The organism is Streptomyces sp. rh34 (assembly GCF_002551245.1).
Classification (GTDB): Bacteria; Actinomycetota; Actinomycetes; order Streptomycetales; family Streptomycetaceae; genus Streptomyces.
This window is the reverse complement of sequence record NZ_NTGZ01000372.1, coordinates 1-5,357: the sequence shown is the minus strand read 5'-3', so window position 1 is coordinate 5,357 and position 5,357 is coordinate 1. Positions and strand designations below refer to the sequence as shown.

The 5,357-nt window shown below is 69.5% G+C and carries 6 protein-coding genes; 5 read left to right on the top strand and 1 reads right to left on the bottom strand.

All coding sequences use genetic code 11. From position 1 onward, the window contains the following. A partial coding sequence (locus tag CR470_RS35430) for a condensation domain-containing protein (protein ID WP_257139027.1) occupies positions 1-1,438 on the bottom strand: 1,438 nt, incomplete at its 3' end. Positions 1,439-1,769: 331 nt separating this feature from the next. On the opposite strand from CR470_RS35430, the gene CR470_RS35425 reads away from it, so the two are divergent. The 5 genes from CR470_RS35425 to CR470_RS35405 all read left to right on the top strand — a co-directional run. Next, the gene (locus CR470_RS35425) at positions 1,770-1,949 is read left to right on the top strand and encodes a hypothetical protein (RefSeq protein WP_097871648.1); all 180 of its coding nucleotides are present in this window, start codon (positions 1,770-1,772) and stop codon (positions 1,947-1,949) included. Between the two features lie 109 nt (positions 1,950-2,058). Then, positions 2,059-2,856, top strand: a complete 798-nt coding sequence (locus CR470_RS35420; protein ID WP_179892484.1) for an FkbM family methyltransferase — start codon at positions 2,059-2,061, stop codon at positions 2,854-2,856. 1 nt (position 2,857) lies between these two features. Next, the gene (locus CR470_RS35415) at positions 2,858-3,643 is read left to right on the top strand and encodes a thioesterase II family protein (protein WP_179892483.1); all 786 of its coding nucleotides are present in this window, start codon (positions 2,858-2,860) and stop codon (positions 3,641-3,643) included. A 112-nt stretch (positions 3,644-3,755) separates the two neighbouring features. Beyond that, positions 3,756-5,009, top strand: a complete 1,254-nt coding sequence (locus CR470_RS35410; RefSeq protein WP_097871641.1) for an MFS transporter — start codon at positions 3,756-3,758, stop codon at positions 5,007-5,009. An 84-nt stretch (positions 5,010-5,093) separates the two neighbouring features. After that, on the top strand, positions 5,094-5,357 hold a 264-nt coding region (locus CR470_RS35405), incomplete at its 3' end, for an acyl carrier protein (RefSeq protein WP_257139028.1).

Below are 5,357 nucleotides of genomic sequence, written 5' to 3'. Positions count from 1 at the left end.
CGAGGTACAGCTCGCCCGGCACGCCTGGCGGCAGCAGCCGAAGCCGGCGATCCAGGACCCGGGCGGGCCCGGCCGTTACAAGCAGCCGCTCCCGTTCCGAGAGCAGGTCCAGATCGGAGACCAGCCGGTGCGGGCCGGCGGCCATCGCCGTGAGGGTCAGAGCGAAACGCTCGGCCAGCGACCGGGCGGAGCCCTCGTCCCACAGGTCGGTCGCGTACTTGAGTTCACCCCGGACGCCGGCCGGGCCGCCGTCGCTGTCCCAGGTCTCGGTGAGGTCGAAGTAGAGGTCGAACTTGGCGGAGTGGCGTTCGATGTGGCCGCCGTCGCCGACCTCGACGTCCAGGCCGGGAAAGTCCGGTGCGGGCGGCTGGAAGCTGTGGATCGCCAGCATGGTCTGGGCGAGGGGGTGTCGGCCGAAGACGCGACGTGGGGCGATGGCCTCCACCACGGCGTCGAACGGTGCCTCCTGCTGGTCGAACGCGGCGAGGTCGGTGTCGCGCACCCGGCCTATGAGTTCGCGGACGGTCGGGTTGCCGGAGACGTCGGTTCGCAGGACGACGGTGTTGACGAAGAAGCCCACCAGATCATCCAGCGCCTCGTCCAAGCGCCCCGCCACGCTGGTCCCGACGGGAATGTCGTCACCGGCGCCGAGGCGGCCGAACAGCGCGCCGAGAGCGGCGTGCGTCACCATGAACAGGGTGGCCCTGGACTCCCGCGCGAGGTCGAGCAGCCGGCGGTGAAGTCCGGCGTCGATGACGAACGGCACGGAAGCCCCGCGGTAGGACGGAGTGTCCGGCCGCGCGCGGTCGGCGGGCAGCACCATTTCCTCCGGCATCGCGGCCAGCGCCGCGCGCCAGTGGTCCAGTTGTTCGCTCAGCAGCGAGCCGGGGTCGGTGGCCTCGCCCAGTGTGTCCCGCTGCCAGCGCGCGAACTCGGAATACTGCACGGGCAGTGGCTCCCACTGAGGAGCGCCGCCACCCCGACGGGCGGTGTAGGCGAGGGCGAGGTCACGCATGAGGGGGCGCACCGACCAGCCGTCCATGACGATGTGATGCATCACCAGGTGCAGCACGTGTTCCCGCGGTGACACGGTGAAGAGCGTGGCGGTGAACGCGATCTCGTCGGTCAGTCGGAACGGACGCCGGGCGCTGCGCTCCAGCAGCGCGTCGAGTCCGCCGGGAGGTACGTCGACCACGGTGAGCGGGGCAAGGCCGCGGTGGTGCGGTAGGACCTCCTGGCGGGGCGTGCCGTCGTCACCGGGGAAGACCGTCCGCAGCACCTCGTGCCGCTTCAGGACGTCGGACACGGCCGCGTCCAGGGCCGTCACGTCCAGCAGTCCCCGCAGGCGGACCTGCACAACTCCGTTATAAGTCCAGCCCGTTCCCTCGAACTGATCCAGCAGCCACAGTCGGTTTTGGCCAAACGATAGAGGAATCACCGCACCAGACGATAGCCGCGCGCACCGAGATCGACCGGCATCCGGGGCGGCAGTAACGGCGGCACTTGGACCGTGTCCCGCCGGACGCGCCGCAGCCCTCTGCCGCTACAGACGACTCGTCCGACCCGCCACGCAGGGCACGTCCTCAGCGGCTCCGGCCGGGTGCTGACGATGGCCGGATCGCTCTGGTATCAGCGGGGTTTCACCTTTGCGCCCGATCGCACCTGCCCTATACGTTGGCCGGGTACGTCACCCCGCGGGGTGACGCAAAGCCGACAGCCGTCGCACACGTGGGAGCCGTCTCATGGCCTCGTTACCGTCCCCTGTACCCGTGGAATCCGCCCCCGGCCGGCAGGCCCGCGCCGACGCGCTGAGAAGGGCATGGGCCGAGCGGGTGGCGGTGGCCGACGGTGCGACGGGAACGAGGAACGTGACCCGCCCCGACATCGTCCGCTCGGTGCACGAGGACTTCATCCACCACCCCGGGGCGACGTGCTTCGACGCACGCTGACAGGCTTCGGGCGCGGAGCTGCCGCCGGTACTGCCGCTTCGGTGCGCGTCGGACTTCTAGCCTGTCGGGCAGTGGCAGCAGGCGAACAGCAGCCGAAGGAGTTCGCACGGTGACGGTTCTGAAAAATCTGCCCAACGGGATATCCGTGTTCAGTCTCAACGGCAACGAGACGGACTACCTGTATCGGGAGATATTCCACGACGAGTCCTATATTCCGCCGGGCGGTGTGACGCTGGCCAGGGAGCCGGTCGTCCTCGACGTCGGCGCCAATATCGGTCTTTTCACGATCTTTGCCGCCCAGAAATGGCCAGGCGCCCGGATCTTCTCCTTTGAACCGGTGCCGGACGTATTCGATGTGCTCCGGAAGAACGCCGGCCACCTGCCCGGCGTGACGCTGCACAACACGGCGCTGGGTGCGGAGGAGCGGTCCCTGACCATGACGTACTACCCGAACTACACGATGATGTCCGGGTTCGACGCCGACCCGGCTGCCGACCGGGCGCTGGCCGCGTCCTTCCTCGGCCGCGTCGTGGAGGACGTGGAACCGGAACTCCAGGAGGAGTTTCTGGATGAGGTGCGGGAGATGCTCGACGAGTCCCTTGCCGAGCGTCAGCTGGTGGACTGCGCGGTGACCCGACTGGACGCCTTCACGGCCGATGCCGGACTCGACCGCGTCGACTTCCTCAAGATCGATGTCGAGGGCTTCGAGGTGCGGGTGCTGGAGGGGATCGGCCCGGAACTCTGGCCGAAGATCGCCAACGCCGCCGTCGAGGTGGCAGACCGGGACGGTGCGCTCGCCGCGGTGACCGGCCACTTCGAACGCAACGGTCTGCGCACGGTGGTGCGGCAGGCCGCGGAGTACCACGGGAGCGATCTCCACACCGTTTTCGCCCGAAGGGAGGGCTGAGGTGACCGCGCTGACATCGGCGGCAGGTCTGCGCAGCCGCCTCGCCGGCCGACGATGGATCGTGCGCCCCCAGCGGGTGGCGGACCCTCGGCTGCGGGTGATCTGCTTCCCGCACGCGGGGGCGGGTGCGGCCCCGTTCACGCCGTGGGCCAAGCGGCTGCCGCCCGAGGTCGAACTCTGCGCGATCCGGTTCCCCGGCCGGGAGAACCGGATCGACGAGCCGCCGATCGACGACATCCGGCTGCTGGTGGACCAGCTGGAGCCGGCGGTCGCCCCCTTGACCGACCGGCCGTTCGTCCTGCTCGGCCACTGCTCCGGCAGCATCGTGGCGTTCGAGCTGGCCCGTCGACTGCGGGCCTCCTGCCGCTCGCGCCCGGTTCTCCTGGTGGTCTCCGCTGTTGCCGGGCCGAGTCGTCGCCGGGCCTCGGAAGCGATCCACCGGCTGCCCCGTGACGCCTTCTTCGAGCGTGTCGCGGCCTACGGCGGCCTGGACGAGTCCGTCCTCGCCGACCCCGAGGTGATGGAACTTTTCGAGACGACGCTGCGGGCCGACTTCCGGCTGGCGGAGGAGGCGCGGAACACTCCCGGCGCACCGCTCGACGTCCCCGTCCTCGCGGTCTGCGGCCGCGCCGACCCGTACGTGGACATCGCCGCCGTCTCGGCCTGGCGCGAGGAGACCTCCGAGGCCTTCTCGCTCCACCTGGCGGAAACCGGCCATTTCGCCCTGGATGAAACAATGGAGAAACTCACGAGCCTGCTGCCCGAACTTCTGGAGGGAATAAGGTGATCGCTCCGGACGGGCACCCATCATTGCGCGCCCGGCGCGCTTCTGGTATCGCATCACATAGCCCCGGGAAAAGGCTCGCGCGCCTAAAAACGGTTGGTAGGATGCCAGCTTTATGAGTCATATTCTTAGGGGTGCCTACGGCAAGTTCTGGCTGGCATCCGGGCTTTCCTCGTTAGCGGATGGAATAACCCTCGCGGCGGGGCCCCTCCTGATGGCGCAGATCAGCACGGACCCGGCGGTTGTCGGCGGAGCGGTATTCGCCCAGCAGCTTCCCTGGCTCTTGTTCTCGCTGTTCAGCGGAGCCTTCGTGGACCGGGTCGACCGGTGGCTCACCGTCGGTGTGGTCGGCATCGGCCGGGCGGTGGTGATGGGCACCCTCGCCTACCTGGTGTGGCAGGGATGGGCGACCATCCCCATCGTCTACGCCGCGGTCTTCCTGCTCGGCGTGGGCGCCACCCTGTCCGACAACGCCGGCCAGGCACTGCTGCCGAGTGTGGTTGCCGCGGACGACCTCGCCAAGGCAAACGCCTGGCTCTCCGGCGCGCGCATGGTCGGCAATCAGTTCGGGGGCCCGCCGCTGGGCGGGTGGCTCTTCGTCGTCGCCGCGGCGGTCCCGTTCGGGCTTGACGCGGCCTGCTTCGCCCTCTCCGCACTCCTGATGCTCTCCATCCGCCACTCGATGGGCGACGCCCCGACCTCGGCGGAGACCGCCGCCCCCACCAAGCCGCGCCGGTCCGTCCGACAGGAGATCGGCGAGGGGATGCGCTGGCTCTGGCACCATCGACCCCTGCGGATCCTGGCGATCACCATCGGCCTGATGAATATCACCTACGGCGGCGCGTTCGCCGCCTACGTCCTGTACGCGCGGGAACGCCTCGGGCTCTCCGAAGTCGGCTACGGCTTCCTGCTGGCCGCCACCGCCGTCGGCGGCGTGATGGGCACGTTGTCCGTCGCCCGGCTGGGCAAGCGGTTCGGCACGGGCCCGCTGTTGCGCGTCGGCCTGGTCGTGGAGACGCTCACCTACCTCGTCCTGGCGGTGACCCGGCTTCCGTGGGTGGCGGCCGCCACTCTGGTCGTCTTCGGAGCCCACGCCGCCATCTGGGGCGTCGTTTCCGTGACTCTCCGCCAACGCATCACCCCCAGCGAGCTGTTCGGCCGGGTCAACAGTGTCTACCTGCTCTTCAGCATGGGCGGGTTTGCCCTCGGCTCACTACTCGGCGGCCTGATTGGTCAAGCCTTCGGGATCACCGCGCCCTTCTGGGTGGCCTTCGTCGCGATGACGGTGATGACGGCCGGCGCCTGGCGAACCATGACCTCCAGCGCGATCTCCTCCGAGCCCGCATCCCCTGCGATAGACCTCAAGTGACCGAGAGCGCGGAGAGCGCACGCGGTGACTGCCGACGCGCGCCCGCCCGTGTTTCGCCTCCCTAGTGTCAGGACCGTGACGCAGATGACTACCGAACTGCCGGCCGCCACCGCGGAGACCTCCCTGCGCAAGATGTTCGCCGAACTCCTGGAGCTCCCCCCGGAGGAGATCGGCCCGCACGACGACTTCTTCCACCTGGGCGGCCACTCCCAGCTCGCGATCCGGCTCGCCGTCCGGATCCGCGGCCGGCTCGGCGTGAAACTGTCGGTCGCCGACGTGTTCGCGGCGCCCACCGTGACCGCGCTCGCCGCCCGCGCGGCCGCCGCCCCCAAGGCCGCGACCCCGATG

Coding starts and splice junctions, on each gene's coding strand:
- CR470_RS35410 (WP_097871641.1), top strand. CDS start 3,756: ATGAGTCATATTCTTAGGGGTGCCTACGGCAAGTTCTGGCTGGCATCC.